The organism is Mesorhizobium sp. M1E.F.Ca.ET.045.02.1.1, from assembly GCF_003952485.1.
In the GTDB taxonomy this organism is placed as follows: Bacteria; Pseudomonadota; Alphaproteobacteria; order Rhizobiales; family Rhizobiaceae; genus Mesorhizobium.
The window spans coordinates 3,842,651-3,864,188 of record NZ_CP034447.1 but is presented as its reverse complement, the minus strand read 5'-3'; the positions used below and the strand labels follow the sequence as shown (position 1 = coordinate 3,864,188).

The following is a 21,538-nucleotide window of genomic DNA, read 5'->3' as shown; positions in this document are numbered from 1 at the left end:
AAGCCTGACCTGCGATCTCACCGGCTGCGCCAATAACGCGGCCGGTTCGTTCCGAAGAACAAGGGCACGCCAAAGTGACGATCGTGAGCGGCAAGACCGAGGTTCGCCGAAGATTGCAACCTGGTTGGTCGGGCATGCTGCGAAAGATTTGGGGGCATCGCGCGGACTACGCGTACGTCGTTCCTGCGATCGCCGTGATGCTGATCGTCATCGCCTATCCGATCTATTATACGATCGAGCTGTCTTTCTTTAACACGCCGCCCGGCCTGCAGCTCCGGGACAAGATCTTCGTCGGCTTCGACAACTACACGGCCATCCTCACAAGCGAGGTGTTCTGGAGGGTCACCTGGAACACCCTTGTCTGGACACTGGCATCCACCTTCTTCTCCTTTGTCCTGGGGTTTGCCGCCGCGCTGGCGCTCCACCGCGACTTTGTCGGCCGTGGCGTCCTGCGCGCAATCCTGATCATCCCCTGGGTCATCAGCGCGGTCGCCGCCTCCTATATCTGGAAGTGGATCTACCATTCGGATTTTGGGATCATCGGCGCGATCCTGATCGAGCTAGGATTGACCGACCGGCCGCCCAATTTCATCGACAGCGTCGGCACGGTGCTGCCCTCCCTGATCGTCGTCAATATCTGGCGCGAGTTTCCGTTCGCCATGATCATGATGATGGCCGGCCTGCAGACAGTCCCCGACCAGTTGCTGCGCGCCGCAAAAGTCGACGGCGCCAATGCATGGCAGCGCTTCTGGCACGTCACCTTTCCGCATTTGAGGAACGTCTCGACGGTGACGATCCTGCTGCTGGCGGTGGCCAACTTCAATTCCTTCATCATCCCCTGGATCATGACCGGCGGCGGGCCGTCGAACGCATCGCATATCTGGATCACCCACATTTACGAACTCGCCTTCGGCCGGCAGCGCTGGGGGGTGGCATCCGCCTATTCGGTGCTTCTGTTCCTCATCCTGATGACGCTCGGCTACTTCTACGTCCGTGCGCTGAGCGGCGACGAGCGAAAGGATGGGAGCGCATGAGCACGATTGCCGAGACAGCCGCTCGAGGCCGGACCCGCCGCCGCATGCGCATCGATGGATGGCGGTGGGGCGGGCGCGTCTTCCTGGCGTTCATGCTGCTTTACACGGCGTTGCCGATGATCTGGATGCTGCTCACCTCGATCAAGTCCGGCTTTGCGGCAATGCAACTCCCGCCGCAATGGTGGCCTGACCAGCCCACCCTTGCCAGCTATCAGAAGCTGCTCGATCCGCAGAACAGCGTCGGCCAGGACTTTCTGCGCTTCTTCTGGAACAGCCTTTTCGTCTCGACCGCCACGACCATCCTTTCGGTGATCGTGGCTGTCCCTGCGGCCTACGCGTTTTCGCGCTTCACCTTCCCGGGTCGGAATTTCCTGTTCTTCGCCGTGCTGCTGCGCAACATGTTCCCGGCGGTGATCTTTCTCGTGCCGCTTTTCATCCTGATGCGCGCGATCGGGCTGGTGAACACGCATGGCTCGCTTGTTCTCACCTACCTGACCTTCGGCCTGCCGCTAGCGATCTGGCTGCTCAAGGGCTTCTACGACAACATCCCGGTGCAACTCGAGCAGGCGGCGCGCATCGACGGGGCGACGCGGCTGCAGGCCTTCATCCTGATCGTGATGCCGCTTTCGGCGCCGGGCATCATCGCAACGGCGATCTATTCCTTCATCGGCGCGTGGAACGAATACATCTACGCCTACACCTTCCTCTCCAAGAACGAACAGTTGACGCTGCCGGTCGGCATCCAGCGCTTCTTTTCGGAAAACACGACGGACTTTCCGGGCCTGATGGCCGCCAGCTTCATGATGAGCGTGCCCGTCGTGGTGCTGTTCCTCGTCCTGCAACGGTACTTCGTACGCGCCCTTACAGAAGGCGCGGTCAAGCATTAGGGAGTTGCCGATGGCCCATGTGGTCCTCAAAGATCTCGTCAAGACCTACGGCAGCTTCAAAGCCGTCAACGAAGTTTCGCTGACGGTCAATGACGGCGAGTTCGTTGCGCTCGTCGGCCCGTCAGGCTGCGGCAAGACGACCACGCTCAATCTCGTCGCGGGCCTGACCCCGATCACATCGGGCGACATCGTCATCGGCGACCGGGTGGTCAACGACCTCGACCCCAAGGACCGGGACATCGCAATGGTGTTCCAGAACTACGCGCTCTACCCGCAAAAGTCGGTCTATATGAACCTCGCGTTCCCGCTGCAGATGCGCAAGCTGCCCAAGGACGAGATCGACAAGAAGGTCAGGGAAGCGGCGCGCGTGCTCGACATGACGCAGCTGCTTGAGCGCAAGCCGCGCGAACTTTCGGGCGGGCAGCAGCAGCGCGTGGCGCTTGGCCGCGCCCTCGTCCGCGACCCGGCTGTGTTCCTGATGGACGAGCCGCTCTCCAACCTCGACGCCAAACTGCGCGTGCAGATGCGGTCCGAAATCAAGCGGTTCCATCAGGACCTGAAGGCGACGATCATCTATGTGACGCACGACCAACTTGAGGCCGTGACCATGGCAGACAGGATGGCCGTAATGAACGGCGGCTATCTGCAGCAATACGATTCGCCGGCGCAGGTTTTCGCCCATCCCGCCAACATGTTCGTCGCGAGCTTCGTGGGCAGCCCGGCAATGAGCCTTATTCCGCTGGAGGCATCGACGGCAAACGGCGATACCGTTCTGACGAGCGCGGAGGGCTGGAGCCTTGCGCTCTCGCAAACCAACGCGCGCAAGGTCCTGCGGGCGAGCACCAAGAAGATTGTGCTCGGTGCACGCCATTCGACGATCAAGTTGCACAAGAGCTCAGTCCCCGGTGCCATCCCGACCAAGGCCTATACGGTGGAGCCAACTGGAGACGTCACCTTCGTGCAGGCGTTCCTCTCCGGCGCCATCGTCAACATCAGCGTGTCACCCAACATCGCCGTCACACCCGACGAGCAGATCTGGCTCGAGTTCGACCAGGAGCGCATGCACCTGTTCGACGGCGAAACCGAAATGGCCCTCAGGGCTAACTGACGCGTGCGGAACGTGACCTGAATGACGACGAAGCTCAAGATCGCAGCGATCAAGCCCTATCCGGTGTGGGTGGGAACGCGTAACCAGATGCTCGTCAAGGTCGAGACCGACCAGGGCATCTTCGGCTGGGGCGAGAGCGGCTTGAGCGGTCGCGAAAGAGCCGTCGCCGGCGCGCTCGAGCACTATCGCAAGTTTCTCATCGGCCGCGACCCGATGCAGATCGGCCGGATCTGGCAGGAAGTTTACCGCAGCCAGTATTTCGAAGGCGGGCGCGTCCTGCAGGCGGCTATTTCGGCCATCGACATCGCCCTTCACGACATCAAGGGCAAGGCGCTGGGGGTGCCGGTCTACGAGCTGCTCGGCGGCAAGCAGCGCGACCGCATCCCCACCTTCGCCTCGACCGGAGACGAGGCCGAGGGCGATGCTGCCATCGAACGAGCTCGCGAACTCCGAGCGCAAGGATGGCAGGCGATCCGCTTCTTCCCTCTCGGCCAAAGCAGCAGGGACGTCTTCGAGCCGCGCGAGTCGATAGGCGCCACCGCGAGCATGCTGAACAAGGCACGCGAGGCGCTCGGCGACGACATCGTGCTTGGCATCGACTATCATCATCGGCTGTCGGTGGCCGAAGCGGCGAGCTTCTGCAGCAAGCTTGGCCGCGGCGTGCTTGATTTCCTCGAGGAGCCGATACGGGACGAAACGCCGGAGGCCTACGAATCCTTGCGTAGGATGACCGACATCCCCTTTGCCATCGGCGAGGAATTTGCCAGCAAGTGGCAGTTCCTGCCCTACATCGAACGCGGCATCCACCAGTTCAATCGGCTCGATGTCTGCAATGTCGGCGGGCTCACCGAGGCGATGAAAGTCGCCGGCTGGAGCGAGGCGCATTATGTGGACCTGATGCCGCACAATCCCCTCGGTCCGGTGTGCACGGCCGCGACCATGCATCTCGCCGCCGCGGTGCCCAACTTCGCCTGGCTCGAGACCAGGGCGCCGGAAAGCAAGCTGGGCTTCGACAATTCCGAATTCTTCCCCGTGCAACCACGGCTCGACGGCACCGATTATCCGGTCAGCGATTTGCCGGGGCTCGGCGTCGAGGTCAACGAAGAGGCCATCCAGGCCCAGAGTTTCCGTTTTTGGGAAGCGCCTCACCTCAGGCGCCGCGATGGTTCCGTCACGAACTGGTAGTTCAATTTCAACCGGAGGCGATAATGACGCATACTCCCGACATCACGCGGCCGCCCAAAGGCCTGATCGACGGCCTAAGGGAGATCGGCGCCGCGACTGTTGCAGGCACGCTTGGCCACATGGGCTTCCGCAACCCGCACATGGTCGGTCCGGTGGCGCAGAACCACGGCAAGTCGATCGTCGGGCCGGCGCTGACACTGCAGTTCCTGCCGCAGCGGCCGGACCTCTTCACCGAGGGGGAATATGCCGATCCGGAGACGCAACTGCACCGGCACGTGCTCTATCACGCGCAGGAGGGCGACGTGGTCGTCGTCGACGCGCGCGGCGACATGAGCTCTGGCGTCTTCGGCGATATGATGTCGACCTATTTCAAGGGCAGAGGCGGCGCGGGCATCGTCATCGATGGATGCATGCGCGACCGGCCCAATGTCGAGAAGCTCGATCTGCCCCTATGGCTGCGCGGCTGGACGCCTAACTACCATGTTCAGACCAGTATCTATCCGAACGCCGTCAACGTTCCGATTGCCTGCGGCGGCGTCACGGTGATCCCCGGCGATATCATCGTGGCCGACGACGATGGGGTGGTGGTGGTTCCAGTATCAATGGCCCCGCAGGTGATCGAAGAAGCGAAGAGTCATCACGATTGGGAGGAGTTCTCGCGAGAGAAGCTCATGCAAGGCGCGCCGTTGCAACGCTATTATCCGCTGCATGACGATGCCCGCGGGGAATATGAGGAGTGGCGCAACGCAAGACGCCGACACGGCCGGTGACGATCACGATGTTGTCCACCCTGCGGAATAGGCGACACAGCGGAGGCAGTTGCTCACCGGCTACTTCCCTCTGATGGGGCCGCAACAGCTCACCGTAAGTCAACAAAATCAAATCGATGCGTGGAGGATCGCCACCCGTATCCGGCCAACCGAAGATGTAAATATGCACTAACCCATTGATCTCGTATTGTCTGGCGAACCTAAAGATGAAGGGCAGGAATGAACATCGATACGAGGGTTGTTGAACACTATAGTAGATTGGGCGGCCTGGCTCGCTCCTCGCTACGCCGACTCCCTGTCAATGCGAGAAGCCCATGGTGCAGCTTCATTTCTGGCCGATTGCTCAGTGCCTCGTCTTGTTAACTCTTGCGAACGGCGTGCCCGTGATCGCCAAGAAGGTGCTTGGCGACCGGCTCGCTTGGCCGATCGACGGCGGCTGGCATTTCTGGGATGGGCAACCGCTCCTCGGCAAGTCGAAGACGCTTCGAGGGCTCGTTCTGGCAGTCCTGGTGACTGCTATCGGCGGGGCTCTTGTGGGGCTCAACGCACCAACTGGAGCGCTTGTCGGTTTTGGTGCCATGGCAGGCGACATGCTGTCGAGCTTTCTCAAGCGTCGGCTGCGATTGGCTTCAAGCGCTGAAGCGCCGGGGCTCGATCAGGTGCCCGAATCCCTTCTGCCCCTTATCCTTGTCAGAGGCATTGTTGGCCTATCGGCTTGGGATATTCTGATTGGGGTCGGGGCCTTCTGGATCGGCGAGCTACTGGTCTCTCGGCTTCTCTACATGCTTCGCATCAGAGACAGGCCCTACTAGTTCCGTACGGGCAAGTTGATGGAGCGTGATCTCTGGAAGACAGTTCAGACGGACTGCGACAACACTCGAGCCCGCACCGACAGAGGTGTAGCCGAACATGCCGCGATACATCCAGGCACCGGCGCCCATCCTTCGAGGAAGCTTTGAATCCAGGGTAATTGGGATCCCTCCAGGCAGACAGATCTGGCCGCCGTGCGTGTGACCCGCGAGCAGCACGTCGAACCCGGCGTGCACCGCCTGACGATATATCTCGGGAGTGTGGGAAAGCAGGATCGAGAATGCCTCGCGCGGCACTCCGGCTGCTGCCTTTTCGATATTGTCGACCCTGAAGAAATGCGCATCGTCTATTCCGGCCAGGTAGATGCGCTCGCCATTGCGCTCGACCACCTCGAGCTCGTTCATCAGCATGCGAACGCCCATGTCCTCCAGCGCTGGGACCATTCGCACAGTGTCATGGTTGCCAAGCACGCCGTATAGAGGCCCCCTCAGAGACGCTCGCACACGCGCGACGCCATCCAAAGCCGCCTCGAAAGGGCCAAACGTCTTGGCGCGGAAGTCTCCCGTGAGGACGCAGATGTCGTAATCCAGGTCAGCGACCAGTTCGATAACCCGATCCATTGCCGGGCGGCTCATATCGGCGTGGAGATCGCTGAGCTGCAATATCCGGAAACCTTCAAATTGGCCTGGCAGTTTCGCCGACGCGATGTGGTTGGTTCGGACCTGGACGTTGCCGGCATTGCGGCGCCCGCGCCCGTAGAGGCCGCAGACCCGAAGCACGTTGCGGATTACAGCATGGACCGAATACCAGTTTTCCAGGTGAAAGAAGTTCAGACCTTGGCCGAAGACTTGCGCCTCGTGGTCGTCTTCTATGCCCAGGCGCTGCATTGCATGGATTCGGCCAAGGCGTTCGTCCAACCTGAGGCTGATGTCAGTCATCGCGGCCCAAATCCATCGCGCAGTCGTTGCTGCCCGAATCTAGTGCTGCAAGGTCTCGATGTAACCCGTCAGATTGTGGATGCGTTCGGTGGTCACCACCTCGCCACCGCTTGGACCGTACGTCTTGGCGTCCTCTTCAAGAAACTGCCGACCCCAGACCGGCATCTCGCGATCGCCATGGCTCGGTATGGCGTAGCGACCGTCAATGGTGGCGAAGACCCTCGAATAGGGGAACCTGCCACCGTTGCGCTCGGACAGATGCGTCAGATCGGGCGGATGCTTGAGCAAAAAGTCGCCCAGCGGTCCGTCGCCCCTGCCGCCGACGCCGTGGCACACCGCGCATGAGTTCAGGTATTCCGCCTCGCCGTAGGACATTTCCTGGGCGGTGGCCGCGCTCATGGTCAATCCGACGCATGCCGCCATCGTCAACAGTCTCATACCACGCTCCCATCGCTGCCCGACGAAAAACTCTAATCCATCCTGCAGGCCCTGCTTTGACGCAACGCAATGCCGGCGTGTGCGGTCTCGTTACTGTTCCCGAACCTTAACCAGCGGGAGTGGCTGCCATGTCATTCAAGACGGTACTGACGATCACCGGACCGGACATGGGCGATGGCGATCTGCAAATCGCCGCCCGCCTTTGCGAAGAGGTTAGCGCCCACCTTGCCGTTCTCGTCGTGGTGCTCGCTGCGCCGCCACCCGTTGGCGAGTATGCCGAATTGAGCGGCAGCGTGGCGAGCGAAATTGTCCGCGACGCTATCTGGGTGGCCGCGGAGAACGCACCGAGCGCCAAACAGGTGATCGATCACCTTAGTGTAGTTCCTCGAGCCTCTGGCTCGAAGGGACAGACATAGTGCTTTGCACCTTCGGAAGGGTTCGATGTCTTCCGCCCTAGACCCAATGTGTTGAGAAGGGACCGCGCGAAATGAGACTGTTTCTGTGCGGCGATGTGATGACCGGACGTGGCATCGACCAGATCCTGCCGCACCCTTGCGAACCGACGCTGTTCGAGCCGCATGTCCACTCCGCTCTTGGTTACGTGAAACTGGCGGAAAGCCGTTCAGGCGAAATCCCACGAGCGGTGCCTTTCGACTATATCTGGGGCGACGCATTGGACGAGATCGATCGCCACGAACCAGACCTGAGAATCGTCAACCTGGAAACCAGTGTCACGGCCGATGGTCAGCCTGAGCCGAAGGGCATCAACTACCGGATGCATCCGGCGAATTTGGGCTGCATAGCTGCCGCGGACATCGACTGCTGCGTTCTTGCCAACAATCATGTCGCCGACTGGGGATCAGCCGGCCTGAAGAATACGCTGTGCGCGATACGACAAGCGGGATTCGCGACGGCCGGCGCGGGGCTCGATGCCGATGCGGCTGCCACTCCCGCCATGCTCGAAGCCGCCCCGGGCAAGCGGCTTCTCGTGTTCGCCTTTGCCTGCCCATCCAGCGGAGTCCCGGATCACTGGGCTGCCGGGGAGAGGCGACCCGGCGTGAATGTCCTTGCCAGCCTGGGCGAAAATGCCCTCGCAGCCGTCATCCACAGCATCGATCGCTGGCGCCGGCCCGGCGACGTAGTCCTCGTCTCCGTCCACTGGGGACCCAATTGGGGCTATGATGTGCCCGCCGCGCATATACGCTTTGCCCACGGCCTGATCGACAGCGCCCGCGTCGACGTCGTCCATGGGCACTCTTCGCACCACCCCCTGGCGATCGAGATCCATGCGGGCAAGCCGATCCTCTACGGATGCGGCGACTTCATCAACGACTACGAAGGCATCGGCGGACACGAAGCGTATCGTCCTGAACTCTCTTTGGCCTATTTCATCGATTTGGACGACGTAAGCCACAGTCGTCTCAGGATGGAAATGGTGCCCTTCCGCATGCAGAAATTCCGGCTCGTTCGCGCCAGCGAAGTTGAAGCCGCATGGCTCGGCCAGACGCTGGACCGCGAATGCCGGCGCTTTGCACGGCGCGTTCGCCTGAGCGATCAGAACACGCTGATACTGTCGACATAGGCGCATTCGACGACTTGGTAGATGCGGCGTGATCGGGTGTCGGCGAGGAAGACCCGAATTAACTGCCGACACTTGACTGACGCTGCGACCCCGGCAAAGATGGTTGCGCGGGGCATGGGACGCACGCGGAGGATGCGGCACGATGGAGGTCGGTGGCGTCGGTTCCATGGCCGATGGTCGGGCGGCGGATCGCAGTTCAGTCGCCGGCTATTCGGGTGAAAGCACGCGTTCATCTTCCAGCGCGTCTTCATCAGTTTCCGGCAGAAGTACTTCAACAAGCAGTTCGGATTCGTCTTCCGACAGCCGTTCCGATGGGTCGGTGGCATCTGCTCGCGCCGCTGACCGAGGTTCCGTCAATGGGTATTCCGGCGACAGCCGGCAAGGCGGCGGGACACGATCCGGAGGCTCGATGGCCGAGGGCCGGGCGGTCGACCGGAGTTCCGTTGCAGGCTACGCGGGGGATGGCAGCCGAGAGTCGGCTTCGTCTTCTGAATCGGTCAGCTCGATGGCGTCGGCCCGCGCGGCCGACAGGCGATCGGTTGCCGGCTATGCGGCGGATTCCGGTTCATACTCGACTTCCGTGGCGAACGCCTATGCGGAATATGCACGCTCCCGGCTGCGGGCCGGCCTGCCGGTGGGTGGCTCTTTTCGCAGCAATGTTCCGGCGAGTTTCCGCCAGGCCGAGATCGCCAGTATGAATGCGCTGGCGGCCTATCGGGCCGAGGAAGCGGCAGAAGGGCCCTTGGGGGTCTACAGTCCCGCTAAACCGGGCTGGCACGATTACGTCACCTCAAACATGGTCTGCAGCGCGTGTTCGGCGCAGGAGATCGCCGATCAGTTGGCCCGTTTTGCCGTCCCCGGGCAGGACCCGGCCGTGCCGGTGGTCGATGGCGCTATCTATTCGGTTTATGATCCCTTCGCCGGGATTTATGCTGGAGAAGTGCTGACCCACGTAACGGAAAACGGACTTTCGATAACCAACCGCACTCTTCCTGAGCACCTCTTCTACGACGGGAAAATCACCCGGACGGCGTGGCAGGCGGCCGATGGCTCTTGGCATGTCACCACTCATGGCATCGGCAACAACGTCGTGCCGGGTATGAGCGCGGTCAACCAATGGTCCGGGCCGGATATCTTCAACGAACTGGACCGGCAGATGCGTGAAAACATCGAACTCCACCATGGAAGTGCTCGGGCATCATGGTAGGGCGTCGCGGACTGTTGGCTGGATTGTTCAGCTTCGTGGTGGGGTACGGAATCATGGTAAGGCAGGCGATGCCGGTCAAATCGAGAGTCCAACTGCCGCTCCACAAGATCACGTTTACGCTTCCCGAGGACACCAAGGATGCCTTTTTCAGGCAGCTTAGGCAGTTCGCAGACACCTATGGATTTGCCATCCGCATTGCCCCGATTACGCCGGACGGCGAGCAGTTCGGGGTGCAGATGTACCAGGAAAGCATCAAGCTGCTTGGCGACAACGCCTTGGACACGAAGGAGGTTTTCATCGGCTTCTACCAGCAAGGCGAGAATGCGGTGCCTGCCCCGTATTTGACCAAACTTGTCGATGGCTTGAAGCAGGCTGTCCAGGCTGTGCCGGGCGTCACCGTCTTGAAAGAGAGTTGATAGGGCGTCTGCGGACGGACGATCTCATGGCGGGCTTCAACACGATCATCCGACGCTGCGTGTTGACCGCCTTGCTTGGCCTGGCGGCCGCCTCGGTCGTAGTCGAAGGGTATGCCATGGCACCGAGACTTGGACCCGCGCAAAAGCCGATCCGTTCGGTGGTTGTCCCCGTACGCAAGGATGTGAGAGAACAATTCTTCAGCCAGCTTCGGTTCTTTGCTGACACGCACGGTTTTACAATCCGGATTGCTCCCGCAACTCCGGACAACGAGTACTTCGGCGTGGCCATGCATCGCTCGGATATCCTGGTCACGTGCGACAGCGTCTGGAACCCGGAGGAGTTCGAGATTTCATTCTATCAAGATGGCGACCATCCTGTTGCATCCGGTTCTGTCGACAAACTGGTCGGCGATCTGAAGCAAACCGTCGAACAGGTGCCAGGCGTTACAGTCTCGAAAGAGGATTGAATTGAGTGCTCGCCGGCGTACGTGGCAGGCGGCCGAGGTTCCTGGCATGTCACCGCCCATGGCATCGGCACAACGTCGTGCCGGGCATGAGCGAAATCAACCAATGGTCCGGGCCGGATCTGCCGCACTGTCGAATTTCGCTACGGTATGCTTCCTTAACGCCAACTTCGGATTCCAGGCGTCCGAACAAGTGCTCGCCCTCGCCGTTTCTTAGGCTAAGATTGTTCCAACTGGCGGGAGGTCCGTCCCTTGCGAGAAGAGCAACGCAGGCTTGCGGCGATCTTGGCTGCCGACGTGGCAGGTTACTCGCGGCTGATGGCGGCCGACGAATCGGGAACGCTGGGACGGTTGAGGCGGCTCCGAGCTGAGGTGTTCGAGCCCAAAATCGCGCGGTTCCACGGACGCATCGTCGGCTCGGCCGGGGACAGCCTGCTGATCGAGTTTGGGAGCGCGGTTAACGCCGTGCAGTGTGCGATCGAGTTGCAGCGCGAGCTGGGCGGCGAGAACGCCGGGCTCTCCGAAAACCGGCGCATGGCGTTCCGTATGGGCGTAAACCTCGGCGACGTGATCGTCGAAGACGACACGATATACGGAGACGGTGTGAACATCGCGGCACGGCTTGAAAAGCTCGCGGAGCCTGGCGGCGTTTGCATCGCGCGCGCCATTTACGATCAAGTAAAAGGCAAACTCGAATACGTCTATACGGATATCGGCGAGCAACGGGTCCACAACATTGCGGAGCCGGTGCGCGCTTACCGTGTCATGTCCATTGAGCAATCCCCCACCAGCTCGTCCTTGCCGCCGGCCAAGGATGCGCTTCTCCGCAACCGACCATCGATCGCCGTGCTGCCTTTCACCAACATGAGCGGCGACCCAGAGCAGGAATACTTCTCTGACGGCATCACGGAGGACATCATTACCGACCTCAGCAAGGTCGGGGCGCTGGCAGTCACCGCGCGCAACACGACCTTTGCCCTCAAAGGCAAGTCGATGGATGTCAGCGAAGCGGCGCGGCAATTGCGCGTTTCGCATGTGCTGGAAGGCAGCGTACGCAAGGCGGGTAGTCGCGTTCGCATCACCGCGCAGCTGATCGACGGGATGAGTGGGCATCATGTGTGGGCCGAACGCTACGACCGTGATCTTAACGACATATTTGCGCTCCAAGACGAGATCGCGCGGGCCATCGTCGATGCCCTGAAGATCCGGCTGATGCCGGCCGAGTATGCTGCCATCGGCAAGCGCACGACCGAGAACGTCGAAGCCTATCAATATTACCTCATGGGACGGCAGCATTTCTTGCGCCTGGGCCGTCGCAATCACCTCTCCGCCCGACGCCTCTACCAGCGGGCGCTCGAGATCGATCCCGAATACGCGCTGGCGCGGGCCGGGCTGGCGCTAGCTGAAGGCATGTTGCTGAGATCCGGAGATCCCAGTGCAAACCTTGTCACCTTGAGCGCCGAGGCGCAGCGCGCGCTGGCTTTGGACTCGACGCTGGCGGAAGCTCACGTGGCCCAGGCGATGGCGCATTTCCAAAAGGAGCAAATCGAGCTCGCAGGCGCCGCCTGCCGGCGAGCAATCGCGCTCGATCCCGATCTCTACGAGGCGCACAGGACCTTGGGCGACGTGCTGCGCATGGAGCGCAAGTTTGCAGAGGCCGCGGCCGCCTACGAGAAGGCGGTGGAGGTTGATCGCAACAGCTATGGTGCGATGTGCATGCTCTGGGATTGCCGCAAGACGCTGGGCGACGAGGAGGAAGCCCACAGGCTTTCAGGGGAGTTGCTTATCCGCATCGAGAAAGCCATGCAGCTCTATCCGGACGATGGGGCAGCCTATGCCTATGGTTGTTACATCCTCCACAATCTCGGCCTGGACGAACGCGCCCTCCAGTGGGCCGAGCGCGCGATCACCATCGACCCGGAGGACTATAACAGCCACTACAATGTCGCGTGTTTCCTGGCGGCGATCGGCGCCGTCGAAAAGGCGATCGACACGCTGCAGCACTGCGTGCCGCAGCTTGGATTGCAGCAAGTGCACTGGATGGCGCAGGATGTTGATATGAATCCTCTGCGCGATCATCCACGCTATCTGGCGCTGATCGAGCGCCTGGAGCTCAGTTTGGCGAAGGCAGAAAGCCAATCAGGAAGCGGAACCGAAGGACGGCCTTCCGGAGCTTAGAGCCATTCCCCGCTCGGGACTGCGAGACGGCTTTGGGTCATGACTTCCGATTTCGAAAGGCGGCGTCGCGCCGGTCGGTGAGGCTGCGCCGCCGAGCGACGCAAGCCGCATTCTGCCCGGCTTCTGGGCAATCTTCACCGACTGATTACGCCCCGATACCTTTTGACCCGCTGCGATGGTGGGGGAGGAGCGCCGATCTGGGCCATTCTCGCGGTGGCGGCGGGGCGTGCCCGACGCGCGGGCACATCCACGCGGTCGTCAGGACGCCGAATGGCAACGACGGCAAGGACTTGCTGCACCACAAAGCACACGCGCATGATCCGGGGCACGGCCACCGCCAACCGTTCGGAATAAGAGTTGCTCGACATCGTACCCAAAGGCTCAACGAAACATGAACTTCCGAGTCGGAACGCTTGAGAGGAAAGAGGATTCCAATTGACTATTCGGGGGTTAACCTGTCGCGTCCCCTCGACCCGGCTCCCTCGCATGTTCCGCCAACTGCTTCAATTGCTCGGCTTACCCGCACTGCAATGCTGCTGGATGAAGTCCGACAGGAAGGTTGAAGCGTGAACGCACCTCCGATGCACAGCGATCGCCTGAGGCACTTTCGAGAATGTCCCCTCAACAACGCGGAAACCTGGATTCTCTTCGCAGAAACGTGACAGGGACTCGGTCAAGCCCGCAGCCGCATCGCACTGGGAGGATATAAGCATGTCCAGGGCGGAGGCGGGATTTTCGGTATGAAGGAGGATTGCATTTCTAACCTGTCGCTCAAGCTGCTTTGTATACGCAGCGGTTCTGGCGGCGGCGATGCGCACCCCTTCGACGTCGACATGCCCCACGCTGCCTAGCGGGCTACTGTCTGACACCAGAAAGCTGGCGGTCACCGTGGTATAGGGGGGCGAGAAGGATAACCTGTCGGCACGTGACGGATCGGGAGCAATGAATGCAACGTCCCACTCGTTGCCTTCGGCAGCCGCAAGAATGTCAGCGGCCGATCCGTATCGAACCAGCGACAAACAGCAGTCGAGTTCTGCCGCAAGTGCGATCGCGATCTGCGCGCTCGGCCCTGTTAGAACGCCTGTCACTGGATCGAGTTGGACAAGTGCGGCATTCGACATGTTGACCGCCGCTCTGATGACTCCCGTCGGTGCGATTTCAGTGAGGAGTTCATCACGTTCCGGCATCGCGGTACGCTCCTTGCGATGCAAATCGTGCCGCGAGTGCTTCCGATCCCCTCGCCAGAACAGCGACATCGACACCAACGGCAGTAAATAGTGTTCCCAGTGAGATGCACCGTGCCGCGAACTTCTCATCCGGGGTAAGAATGCCCGCAGGCTTGCCCAGCGCTTTCAGGCGTTCAATCGCGTCGACAATTGCATCGACCACCTCCAGGTGGCTCGGTTGGCCCCTGTGTCCGAAACTCGCTGCAAGGTCTGCCGGTCCTACGAATACGCCATCCACTCCCTCTACCGAGGCAATCGACTCGAGGTTGCCAAGCGCTTCCCGCGTCTCAACTTGCAGCAACAGGCAAATTTCCCGTTCCGCATTTTGCGCATAGTGCGCAACTCGGCCGAAACGAGTGGCGCGCGTCAGGGCAGAAACACCACGAATTCCACCCGGAGGATATCGCACGGCCGCGACTGCGGCTTTCGCCTCTTCCGCGTTCTGAACGTAGGGAATGAGCAGTGTCTGAACGCCAATATCCAGGAAGCGTTTGATGAGAACGGGGTCGTTGATGGCCGGGCGGACGACTGGGGAAACGTCGTATGGTGCGACCGCTTGCAATTGTGGCAGGACGGTCAGAACGTCACCCGGAGAATGTTCCGTGTCGAACAGGAGCCAATCGAAACCTGAAGGCGCGACGATTTCCGCGGCGTAGTTTCCCGGCAGGCCACACCACAGGCCGATCTGACTTTGACCAGCAAGGAGCTTCCGCTTGAACCGATTGACAGGATGTTCCATCTAGCACCTCACACGAACGACACGCCGATGGAGCCAACAGGGCCATAGTCGGCCTGGATGACATCGCCTTTCGCGATATCGACAGGACGCGTGAAGGAGCCGGCCAGGACTATTTGTCCCTTCTTCAGGCCACCGCCCACAGCATGAAGTTTGTTGACCAGCCACGCGATGCCGGCCGCCGGATGTCCCATGATCGCCGCCGACACGCCCGATTCCTCGATGATGCCGTTCTTGGAGAGAGTCGCTCCGACCCAACGGATATCGATGTCCATCGGGCGAATTATACGACCGCCAACGACGAGGGCGCCGAAAGCCGCATTGTCCGCAATGGTATCCGTGATCGCTCGAGGGACTTCGGTCCGGTAGTCGATAATCTCGAGCGCCGGGACAACGAACTCGGTCGCACGCATGACGTCATAGATCCTGGTGCCGGACCCGACGAGATCCTCACCCATAACAAAGGCCAGCTCGACCTCGAGGCGCGGCTTGATAAACAAGTCAGCCCTGATCTGCGCTCCGTCGTTGTAAAGCGCATCGTCAAGAATGCAGCCGTAGTCCGGCTCCGTCATCTTCGAAGCCATCTGCATTGCGCGTGACGTCAGGCCAATCTTATGCCCGACGATCCGTGCGCCCTTGGCTACCCTCGCCTCCGCCCACAAAGCCTGAATTCGGTAGGCGTCCTCGAGCTCGAGGTTCGGGTAGGTCTCGCTAGGCTGTATGATCGGCTTGCGCTCGATTTCAGCTTTGAGCAGCGCGTCTGCCGCGGCCCGGCGTTCTTCTTCGGTGATCATATCGTTTGCTCTGCTGATCGTGATTTATTTGATCGGGGGACGCGGCAAAACGGCTTCGCCGGGCTCCATGACATAGGTGTAGTCGAGCGAGAACCACGGACCAGGAATATCCGCTTCGTTCGGACGGGGCTCCTCATGACGAATGAAGTCGCCGGTCAGCGCTGCCGTGACACCGAACTGAACATCGGAGTCGATGTTCGGGTCGCTGGGGTCGAAGACCTGGGAAATCAGCGTCTTGTATCCATGCTTGAAGATCAGTGCGTGCAGGTGCGCTGGTCGGTACGGATGGCGTCCCTGAGCTTTGAGCAGGCGTCCGACCACGCCATCGACCGGTATCGGATACCCGACCATCTTGACGGTCCTGAACCAGAACCGACCTTGCTCGTCGGTCATGAATTTGCCGCGCAAGTTCATCTCGGCCTGGTCCGGGTCCTGGTTTTCATAAAGACCGACGGGAGATGCATGCCAGACGTCCACTTCGGCGCCGGCAATTGGCTTACCGTCGCGGTCAACGACCTTGGCATGCACGAACAAGGGAGTGCCCGGCGTCTCGGATCGGATGATCGACCCGCCATTTTCGACTCGCGGAGAGTTGAGGCGCCAGAATGGGCCCAACAGCGACTGGGAGGTCTCAGTCTGTCCTCTGTCGCCATTGTTCAGCAGGCAGACAAGTGAAGACACGCCAAGAGAACCGGCCATCAGCACAAACTCGTTGTGGTGATCAGTATGCAGCTTCCCGATCTCGTTCAGCATGGCTGTCGCCTCCCGAAACTCGACCTCCGTCAGTCGAACCTCGCGCACGAAGGCATGAAGATGCGTGACCATTGCCACGAGGATTTCTCGCAGGCGGGGGTCTTCAGTGCGATTCATCACAGCGAGGACGGCTGGCGTCAGATCGCTTTCAGTTTTGATCACCAAGTGGGCTACCTCCCGATTTCCCCGACTATCAAAATAATCGATTATCTGTCAAGGCCGCCACCGTGCATTCTCGCGGCTCCGAGAGGCCGAGCGGAACAGGATTTCGACATATAGTACATTGATTTAATTATGTTTTGTTTTCATAAAAAAGCTAAGGCTTGGCTTTTTTGCAAATTTCAGCGCACTCAAGTTGACATGAATAATCGTTTATTATATCGATCATCGACGATTAGCTCGGGGAGCCCTGGGAGGAACAATGGTACCGCATGACGACGGCGCATTTGCTCCGACGACAGAAGATGCTCCACCGTCTTCTGGCTTTCTCGATGACGGCAAAAACACGATTGGGAGCCAGCTTGCATCCCGTCTCCGTGAGGCGATCATCTCCGGCGAGCTTCAGGCCGGCAGCAAGATCAATCTCGACAAGGCGCGCAAGACGTTCAACGTGAGCCTCAGTCCGCTGCGTGAAGGGTTGGCGCGGCTGATATCGGACGGTCTAGTGGAGTTCGAGGACAATCGCGGCTACCGCGTTTCATCAATTTCCTTGGCCAATCTGGAAGAGATCACCACCCTGCGCGAAGAGTTTGAAGTCTTTGCGCTTCGCGAGTCCATGCGGCTCGGCGATGTGGAGTGGGAGGGCAACGTCATGCGCGCGCTGCATCGCCTTAACCGCACCGAGCGCGACGCGGCTCGGCCGGAGACACTGGAGCGCTGGGAAGAACTCCACCGCGAATTCCATCTGACACTAATCTCTGGCTGCGGAAAGCCGATCCTGCTCCATTTCTGCAGATTGCTTCTTAATCTCAACGACCGTTATCGCCGGGTGTTTCTGACCCGCACGTCGGGTGACCGCAACGTCAGCCAGGAGCATAGTGAGATCGCTCAGGGAGCCGTCGCGCGGGATCTGGACTATGCGTGCGATATGTTGCGTCAGCATATTCACCGCACGGGAACCAACCTGCGCAATCACCTTGCGACAAAGGGGACCTTGTGATGACCGTCGCGACGCCAAGGCCGGGTCTTGAACTGGGCGTGGCGCACTTTTCATCGATCGGGCTGCCGCCAAAGGAATTCGCCGTGACAGCTGCTCGGGCGGGTTTTGCCTCGATGGGGCTTCGTCTGCACCCCGCCTTTCCCGGAGCCCCTTTCTACGAGTTGCCGATGGGCAGCCAGAGTGCCCAGGAGTTCAAGACAGTTGCCGATGGCGAAGGCATCAAGGTGTTCGATATCGAGTTCTTCGTGATCGACGAGAGCTTCGTTGCTGCCTCCCACGAGGCGACCGTGGCAGCCGCTGCGAACATAGGGGCGCGCCGGCTGAGTGTTTGCGGCGATGATCGAGACGGCGGCCGTCTTGCCGCAAACCTGTCTGAGTTTTGCGCCGTCGCGGCGCGATATGGCATGTCGGTCGACATCGAAAACATGGGCTGGCGGACGGTAAGGACCTTTCGGGACAGCATAGAGGTGTTGAATGCCTGTGGCGCAGAGAACGCCGGTGCCCTCGTTGACGGGATTCACTTCTTCCGAAACGGAGCTTCGATCGACGAGCTTCGCGCAAATGCAGGGAAGGTAAAACACATCCAGCTTTGCGACGTCCGCGGTCCTGCGCCCAAAACATCGGACGCAATGATCGCCGAGGCGAGAAGCGGTAGGTTCGCTCCTGGAGAAGGCGAACTGCCATTGGAGGACCTCTGTGCGGCAACTGAATACGGCGCTGCTATCTCGGTCGAAGTGCCACTCGTCGGGTCGGTCGACCCGGAGGCACATTTAAAACACCTGCATGCCAGCGCACTGGGAGTTTTGAAACCGGATCATTGATCCGGCGCCGACGCGGCCTAGGCCGTCAGGGAGGAGGAAGTCTTACATGCGGTATACGTTCGATTTCGGTGCGGTCCTCGACCGCGCCCCGGAATTGCTATGGGGTTCGCTTGGAACGGTTGGCCTTGCGTTAGCTGGGATGCTCCTCGCACTCGTCATCGGGCTCCTGGGCGTCGTTGCAAGGAGTTCCAAGAGCGAGATCACGCGGGCTGTCGCGATCGTGTTCGTCGAGGTTGTGCGCAATACGCCATTCCTGGTGCAGATCTTCTTCATATATTTTGCCCTTCCTCTCATGGGCATCCGCCTCAATCCGACCGTCACGGCGATCATTGCCCTCGGCATCAATGGTGGGGCCTACGCAATCGAGATCATCCGAGGCGGGATCGAAAGCGTGTCGCGCGGCCAGATCGAGGCGGGTTTCGCACTTGGTCTTCACAAGGCGGACGTCTTCCGGCTCATCGTGCTCAAGCCGGCGCTGCGGGCGATTTATCCCTCGCTCACAAGCCAGTTCATCATGCTGACACTGACAACGTCTGTCTGCACGTCGATCGCCGCCTACGAACTGACCTCGGCCGCTCAGCGCATTGAGTCTGACACCTTCCGCAGCTTCGAAGTCTATTTCACGGTGACCGCTATCTACCTGGTCATCTCAAGCCTGATGATGGGCCTCTTTGCGCTCATTTCCCGCCACTACTTCAACTACCCGACGCGATAGGAAGCAGCCATGGGTCCTATCGGAGAAGATCAATTTTTCTTTTTGATGCAGGGTTTGAAATGGACCGTGCTGCTTGCGATCGTGGGCTTCATCGGTGGGGGGATATTCGGAATCCTGATCGCGCTCCTGCGCACCTCGAACAACAAGGTCGCCCGGACGATCACCGCAGGGTATATCGGCGTCTTCCAGGGCACGCCCCTTCTGATGCAGCTCTTCGTTGTCTATTACGGCGTTGCGCTGTTGGGCATCGACGTTAACGCGTGGATCGCGGTCGCAGTCGCCTTCACGCTCCATGCCAGCGCCTTCCTGGGCGAGATCTGGCGCGGCTCCATCGAGGCTGTGCCGAAGGGCCAGACGGAAGCCGCCAACGCCCTCGGTCTGCATTATGTCTCGCGGATGAAAGACGTCATTCTGCCGCAGGCCCTGAAAATTTCGATGCCGGCCACGATCGGCTTCCTTGTCCAGCTCACCAAGGGCACGTCGCTGGCAGCAATCGTCGGCTTCATTGAACTGACTCGCGCCGGTCAGATCATTTCAAACCAGACCTATCGTCCGCTGCTCGTCTTCGGAATTGTCGGCGCAATCTACTTCATCATTTGCTGGCCGCTCTCCCATGCGGGAAGTCGCCTTGAAAAACGGATGGCGAAAGCTGCCCGCTAACCGCTTCGCTCGAAGCAAAACTCTCTGAGGAGGAGAATAAGCATGCATAACAGTCGTAGGATTTTTCTCGGACTTGCACTGGCAACTATTGCCTTCGCAACCGTTGGCACTGCCGCCGCCTCTGCGGCAACTGTAGAGGAAATCAAGGCAAAGGGCACGCTCGTGGTCGGCATCCAGGGCGACAATGCGCCATGGGGGTTCGTCAACACAAGCGGCGTGCAGGACGGCTTCGACGCTGACGTCGCCAACCTTTTTGCCAAGGAATTAGGCGTGAAGGTTCAATTCCAGCCGCTCGCCGTTGCCAACCGAATTCCGGCGCTTACCACCGGCAAAGTCGACATCCTGTTCGCAACGATGGCGATGACGGAAGAACGCGCGAAAGCAATTCAATACAGCAAGCCTTACGCCGCCAACACGATTTCGCTTTATGCCGCCAAGTCCGACACGGTTACGAAGCCTGAAGACGTTGCCGGATGGGAGATCGGCGTTCCGAAATCCAGTTCGCAGGACAAGGCAGTAACGAACGCCGTCGGATCCACCGCAACGGTTCGCCGCTTTGATGACGACGCCGCAACCATCCAGGCTCTGGTCTCCGGACAGGTAAAGGCGGTTGGCGGCAACCAGTTCTATGGTCAGCGTCTGGATGCGGCGAGTGCCGGCACGTACGAGCGCAAGATTAACTTTTTGACGACCTACAACGGCGTCGGTACCCGTCTCGGCGAGAAGGACTGGAACGAAGCCGTCAACGCCTTCATCGACAAGATCAAGGCCAATGGTGAGCTTGCCGCCATCACGAAGAAGTGGATGGCGATCGATCTGCCGCAGTTCCCGGAATCCATTCCGAACATCCCGTTCACCGTGAAGTAAAGCCCAAATGGAGGGTTCCGTGCTCAATTCCGCAAAAGATCAATCGACATTGATTTCCCTTGAGGACGTGCAGAAGTGGTACGGCACTTTCCATGCCTTGAAATCCATCAGTTTGTCGGTCCGCAAAGGCGAAAAAATCGTCCTCTGCGGGCCGTCAGGCTCCGGGAAATCAACGTTAATCCGCTGCATCAATGCCCTCGAGACGATCGAGGAAGGCAAGATCGTCGTCGAGGGTCACGTACTGGACGGAAGCACCAAATCCATCGATGCTGTACGTCGCGAAGTGGGAATGGTCTTCCAGAGCTTCAATCTGTTCCCCCACATAACCGTACTTCAGAACTGTACCCTCGCCCCGATGCGTGTTCGAGGCGTAAGCCACGCTGACGCAGAGCGACTGGCTCGAAAATATCTCGAGCGCGTTCGAATCCTTGACCAGGCGGACAAATATCCCGCGCAGCTATCGGGCGGACAACAACAACGCGTCGCCATCGCCCGCGCGCTCTGCATGGAGCCGAAGGTCATGCTCTTCGACGAACCGACCTCTGCCCTCGATCCCGAAATGGTGAAGGAGGTGCTCGACACCATGATCGGGCTCGCCCGTGACGGCATGACGATGATCTGTGTCACGCACGAAATGGGGTTTGCCCGTCAGGTCGCTGACCGCGTCATCTTCATGGACTCCGGAGAAATCGTTGAAGAGGCCGAACCGGAGGTCTTCTTCAAGTCTCCCGGGCACCAGCGCACGAAAACCTTCCTCGGTGAAATCCTGGCCCATCACTGACTCTCGAAA

At 60.1% G+C, this 21,538-nt stretch carries 25 protein-coding genes; 18 read left to right on the top strand and 7 right to left on the bottom strand.

Going from position 1 to position 21,538, the window contains the following annotated elements; genetic code table 11:
- Positions 1–74 precede the first annotated feature (74 nt).
- The 6 genes from EJ070_RS18650 (at position 75) to EJ070_RS18625 (ending at position 5,796) form a co-directional block, all read left to right on the top strand.
- Positions 75–1,034 carry a sugar ABC transporter permease gene (locus EJ070_RS18650; protein ID WP_126092666.1) on the top strand — a complete coding sequence of 320 codons (960 nt, stop codon included), beginning with the start codon at positions 75–77 and terminating at the stop codon, positions 1,032–1,034.
- The gene (locus tag EJ070_RS18645) at positions 1,031–1,921 is read left to right on the top strand and encodes a carbohydrate ABC transporter permease (protein ID WP_126092665.1); all 891 of its coding nucleotides are present in this window, start codon (positions 1,031–1,033) and stop codon (positions 1,919–1,921) included. Before EJ070_RS18650 ends, EJ070_RS18645 begins: the two co-directional genes overlap by 4 nt.
- 10 nt (positions 1,922–1,931) lie before the next feature.
- Complete coding sequence (locus tag EJ070_RS18640; RefSeq protein WP_126092664.1) at positions 1,932–3,029, top strand: ABC transporter ATP-binding protein; 1,098 nt, start codon at positions 1,932–1,934, stop codon at positions 3,027–3,029.
- 21 nt (positions 3,030–3,050) lie between these two features.
- Positions 3,051–4,214 carry a mandelate racemase/muconate lactonizing enzyme family protein gene (locus EJ070_RS18635; RefSeq protein WP_126092663.1) on the top strand — a complete coding sequence of 388 codons (1,164 nt, stop codon included), beginning with the start codon at positions 3,051–3,053 and terminating at the stop codon, positions 4,212–4,214.
- Positions 4,215–4,237: 23 nt separating this feature from the next.
- Positions 4,238–4,984, top strand: coding sequence for a ribonuclease activity regulator RraA (locus EJ070_RS18630; RefSeq protein ID WP_126092662.1), 747 nt, complete (start codon positions 4,238–4,240; stop codon positions 4,982–4,984).
- A gap of 314 nt (positions 4,985–5,298) precedes the next feature.
- Positions 5,299–5,796 (top strand): CDP-archaeol synthase, encoded by a 498-nt coding sequence (locus EJ070_RS18625; RefSeq protein ID WP_126092661.1) that lies wholly within the window; start codon positions 5,299–5,301, stop codon positions 5,794–5,796.
- On the opposite strand, the gene EJ070_RS18620 is transcribed toward EJ070_RS18625, so the two are convergent.
- Together EJ070_RS18620 and EJ070_RS18615 are read right to left on the bottom strand one after the other, a co-directional pair.
- Positions 5,743–6,732 (bottom strand): metallophosphoesterase, encoded by a 990-nt coding sequence (locus EJ070_RS18620; RefSeq protein ID WP_126092660.1) that lies wholly within the window; start codon positions 6,730–6,732, stop codon positions 5,743–5,745. The two genes, EJ070_RS18625 and EJ070_RS18620, sit on opposite strands and share 54 nt — an antisense overlap.
- Positions 6,733–6,771: 39 nt before the next feature.
- Entirely contained in the window at positions 6,772–7,170 is a 399-nt protein-coding gene (locus EJ070_RS18615; RefSeq protein ID WP_126092659.1) for a c-type cytochrome, read from the bottom strand.
- Positions 7,171–7,298: 128 nt separating this feature from the next.
- Here EJ070_RS18615 and EJ070_RS36315 point away from each other — a divergent pair, with 128 nt between their 5' ends.
- Positions 7,299–7,586, top strand: coding sequence for a hypothetical protein (locus EJ070_RS36315; RefSeq protein ID WP_189349927.1), 288 nt, complete (start codon positions 7,299–7,301; stop codon positions 7,584–7,586).
- 71 nt (positions 7,587–7,657) lie between these two features.
- On the top strand, positions 7,658–8,752 hold the full coding sequence (locus tag EJ070_RS18605; RefSeq protein ID WP_126092658.1) for a CapA family protein: 1,095 nt from the start codon (positions 7,658–7,660) through the stop codon (positions 8,750–8,752).
- Between the two features lie 207 nt (positions 8,753–8,959).
- Here the strand turns inward: EJ070_RS18605 and EJ070_RS36310 are convergent, their stop codons facing one another.
- Entirely contained in the window at positions 8,960–9,109 is a 150-nt protein-coding gene (locus EJ070_RS36310) for a hypothetical protein (RefSeq protein ID WP_189349924.1), read from the bottom strand.
- Positions 9,110–9,161: 52 nt separating this feature from the next.
- Between EJ070_RS36310 and EJ070_RS18600 the strand changes: the two genes are divergently transcribed.
- The 4 genes from EJ070_RS18600 (at position 9,162) to EJ070_RS18585 (ending at position 13,017) form a co-directional block, all read left to right on the top strand.
- Entirely contained in the window at positions 9,162–9,959 is a 798-nt protein-coding gene (locus tag EJ070_RS18600; RefSeq protein WP_126092657.1) for a hypothetical protein, read from the top strand.
- Positions 9,960–9,973: 14 nt separating this feature from the next.
- A complete protein-coding gene (locus EJ070_RS18595; RefSeq protein WP_126092656.1) occupies positions 9,974–10,375 on the top strand; it encodes a hypothetical protein in 402 nt (133 codons plus the stop codon).
- Between the two features lie 26 nt (positions 10,376–10,401).
- Complete coding sequence (locus tag EJ070_RS18590) at positions 10,402–10,842, top strand: hypothetical protein (protein WP_126092655.1); 441 nt, start codon at positions 10,402–10,404, stop codon at positions 10,840–10,842.
- A gap of 249 nt (positions 10,843–11,091) precedes the next feature.
- Positions 11,092–13,017: an adenylate/guanylate cyclase domain-containing protein gene (locus EJ070_RS18585; RefSeq protein ID WP_126092654.1), complete on the top strand. Its 1,926-nt coding sequence runs from the start codon at positions 11,092–11,094 to the stop codon at positions 13,015–13,017.
- A 503-nt stretch (positions 13,018–13,520) separates the two neighbouring features.
- Here EJ070_RS18585 and EJ070_RS18575 read toward each other — a convergent pair.
- The 4 genes from EJ070_RS18575 to EJ070_RS18560 are packed head-to-tail and all read right to left on the bottom strand — an operon-like array spanning position 13,521 to position 16,691.
- Complete coding sequence (locus tag EJ070_RS18575; RefSeq protein WP_126092652.1) at positions 13,521–14,204, bottom strand: transporter substrate-binding domain-containing protein; 684 nt, start codon at positions 14,202–14,204, stop codon at positions 13,521–13,523.
- Positions 14,191–14,982: a 4-hydroxy-2-oxoheptanedioate aldolase gene (gene hpaI, locus EJ070_RS18570; protein ID WP_126092651.1), complete on the bottom strand. Its 792-nt coding sequence runs from the start codon at positions 14,980–14,982 to the stop codon at positions 14,191–14,193. Before hpaI ends, EJ070_RS18575 begins: the two co-directional genes overlap by 14 nt.
- 8 nt (positions 14,983–14,990) lie before the next feature.
- Positions 14,991–15,773 carry a fumarylacetoacetate hydrolase family protein gene (locus tag EJ070_RS18565; protein ID WP_126092650.1) on the bottom strand — a complete coding sequence of 261 codons (783 nt, stop codon included), beginning with the start codon at positions 15,771–15,773 and terminating at the stop codon, positions 14,991–14,993.
- A 24-nt stretch (positions 15,774–15,797) separates the two neighbouring features.
- On the bottom strand, positions 15,798–16,691 hold the full coding sequence (locus tag EJ070_RS18560) for an intradiol ring-cleavage dioxygenase (RefSeq protein WP_126092649.1): 894 nt from the start codon (positions 16,689–16,691) through the stop codon (positions 15,798–15,800).
- A 256-nt stretch (positions 16,692–16,947) separates the two neighbouring features.
- Between EJ070_RS18560 and EJ070_RS18555 the strand changes: the two genes are divergently transcribed.
- The 6 genes from EJ070_RS18555 to EJ070_RS18530 are packed head-to-tail and all read left to right on the top strand — an operon-like array spanning position 16,948 to position 21,529.
- A complete protein-coding gene (locus tag EJ070_RS18555) occupies positions 16,948–17,685 on the top strand; it encodes a GntR family transcriptional regulator (protein WP_126092648.1) in 738 nt (245 codons plus the stop codon).
- Positions 17,685–18,506: a sugar phosphate isomerase/epimerase gene (locus EJ070_RS18550; protein ID WP_126092647.1), complete on the top strand. Its 822-nt coding sequence runs from the start codon at positions 17,685–17,687 to the stop codon at positions 18,504–18,506. The genes EJ070_RS18555 and EJ070_RS18550 overlap by 1 nt, the downstream gene beginning before the upstream one ends.
- A 46-nt stretch (positions 18,507–18,552) precedes the next feature.
- Entirely contained in the window at positions 18,553–19,221 is a 669-nt protein-coding gene (locus EJ070_RS18545) for an amino acid ABC transporter permease (RefSeq protein WP_126092646.1), read from the top strand.
- 9 nt (positions 19,222–19,230) lie between these two features.
- Positions 19,231–19,881: an amino acid ABC transporter permease gene (locus EJ070_RS18540; protein ID WP_126092645.1), complete on the top strand. Its 651-nt coding sequence runs from the start codon at positions 19,231–19,233 to the stop codon at positions 19,879–19,881.
- A 42-nt stretch (positions 19,882–19,923) separates the two neighbouring features.
- On the top strand, positions 19,924–20,748 hold the full coding sequence (locus EJ070_RS18535) for a transporter substrate-binding domain-containing protein (protein WP_126092644.1): 825 nt from the start codon (positions 19,924–19,926) through the stop codon (positions 20,746–20,748).
- A 7-nt stretch (positions 20,749–20,755) separates the two neighbouring features.
- Positions 20,756–21,529, top strand: a complete 774-nt coding sequence (locus EJ070_RS18530) for an amino acid ABC transporter ATP-binding protein (protein ID WP_189349922.1) — start codon at positions 20,756–20,758, stop codon at positions 21,527–21,529.
- Positions 21,530–21,538 lie beyond the last annotated feature (9 nt).

Excerpts from the sequence above, each read along its gene's own strand:
- EJ070_RS18645 (WP_126092665.1), top strand. The coding sequence starts at position 1,031 with ATGAGCACGATTGCCGAGACAGCCGCTCGAGGCCGGACCCGCCGCCGC.
- EJ070_RS18640 (WP_126092664.1), top strand. The coding sequence starts at position 1,932 with ATGGCCCATGTGGTCCTCAAAGATCTCGTCAAGACCTACGGCAGCTTC.
- EJ070_RS18635 (WP_126092663.1), top strand. The coding sequence starts at position 3,051 with ATGACGACGAAGCTCAAGATCGCAGCGATCAAGCCCTATCCGGTGTGG.
- EJ070_RS18630 (WP_126092662.1), top strand. The coding sequence starts at position 4,238 with ATGACGCATACTCCCGACATCACGCGGCCGCCCAAAGGCCTGATCGAC.
- EJ070_RS18625 (WP_126092661.1), top strand. The coding sequence starts at position 5,299 with ATGGTGCAGCTTCATTTCTGGCCGATTGCTCAGTGCCTCGTCTTGTTA.
- EJ070_RS18620 (WP_126092660.1), bottom strand. The coding sequence starts at position 6,732 with ATGACTGACATCAGCCTCAGGTTGGACGAACGCCTTGGCCGAATCCAT.
- EJ070_RS18615 (WP_126092659.1), bottom strand. The coding sequence starts at position 7,170 with ATGAGACTGTTGACGATGGCGGCATGCGTCGGATTGACCATGAGCGCG.
- EJ070_RS36315 (WP_189349927.1), top strand. The coding sequence starts at position 7,299 with ATGTCATTCAAGACGGTACTGACGATCACCGGACCGGACATGGGCGAT.
- EJ070_RS18605 (WP_126092658.1), top strand. The coding sequence starts at position 7,658 with ATGAGACTGTTTCTGTGCGGCGATGTGATGACCGGACGTGGCATCGAC.
- EJ070_RS18600 (WP_126092657.1), top strand. The coding sequence starts at position 9,162 with ATGGCCGAGGGCCGGGCGGTCGACCGGAGTTCCGTTGCAGGCTACGCG.
- EJ070_RS18590 (WP_126092655.1), top strand. The coding sequence starts at position 10,402 with ATGGCGGGCTTCAACACGATCATCCGACGCTGCGTGTTGACCGCCTTG.
- EJ070_RS18575 (WP_126092652.1), bottom strand. The coding sequence starts at position 14,204 with ATGCCGGAACGTGATGAACTCCTCACTGAAATCGCACCGACGGGAGTC.
- hpaI (WP_126092651.1), bottom strand. The coding sequence starts at position 14,982 with ATGGAACATCCTGTCAATCGGTTCAAGCGGAAGCTCCTTGCTGGTCAA.
- EJ070_RS18565 (WP_126092650.1), bottom strand. The coding sequence starts at position 15,773 with ATGATCACCGAAGAAGAACGCCGGGCCGCGGCAGACGCGCTGCTCAAA.
- EJ070_RS18555 (WP_126092648.1), top strand. The coding sequence starts at position 16,948 with ATGGTACCGCATGACGACGGCGCATTTGCTCCGACGACAGAAGATGCT.
- EJ070_RS18550 (WP_126092647.1), top strand. The coding sequence starts at position 17,685 with ATGACCGTCGCGACGCCAAGGCCGGGTCTTGAACTGGGCGTGGCGCAC.
- EJ070_RS18545 (WP_126092646.1), top strand. The coding sequence starts at position 18,553 with ATGCGGTATACGTTCGATTTCGGTGCGGTCCTCGACCGCGCCCCGGAA.
- EJ070_RS18540 (WP_126092645.1), top strand. The coding sequence starts at position 19,231 with ATGGGTCCTATCGGAGAAGATCAATTTTTCTTTTTGATGCAGGGTTTG.
- EJ070_RS18535 (WP_126092644.1), top strand. The coding sequence starts at position 19,924 with ATGCATAACAGTCGTAGGATTTTTCTCGGACTTGCACTGGCAACTATT.
- EJ070_RS18530 (WP_189349922.1), top strand. The coding sequence starts at position 20,756 with ATGGAGGGTTCCGTGCTCAATTCCGCAAAAGATCAATCGACATTGATT.